We start from the raw sequence: 273 nt of genomic DNA on the forward strand, positions 1-273 counted from the left end.
GGCATCCGAGCTGATCCGTGGCGTGAGCAGGGCCGACAAGCACGGCATTCCGTGGGACACGCTACGGCGGGTGGTTTCCGCGCTGCTCGCGCATGCGGAGGGGCATGACCAGCGCGCGCGAACCATCGCGGCGCCCGCGCTCACACGACCCGGTGCCGCGGTGGCGCACGCAGTGCTCGCCGAGCTCTACCGGGTCCTCGATGAGCCAGCGCTCGCGGCTCAGGCGCTGCGGTTGGCGTCGGCGGGCGCCCTGCCCCGGTACGCACGTGTGAG

General features: G+C 73.3%; 1 protein-coding gene. It reads left to right on the top strand.

The annotated features are described in order from the left end of the window. A partial coding sequence (locus tag R0J87_RS20380) for a hypothetical protein (protein ID WP_498888530.1) occupies window positions 1-273 on the top strand: 273 nt, incomplete at both ends.

This window comes from Halomonas sp. SIMBA_159, assembly GCF_046536035.1.
Classification (GTDB): domain Bacteria; phylum Pseudomonadota; class Gammaproteobacteria; order Pseudomonadales; family Halomonadaceae; genus Vreelandella; species Vreelandella venusta_A.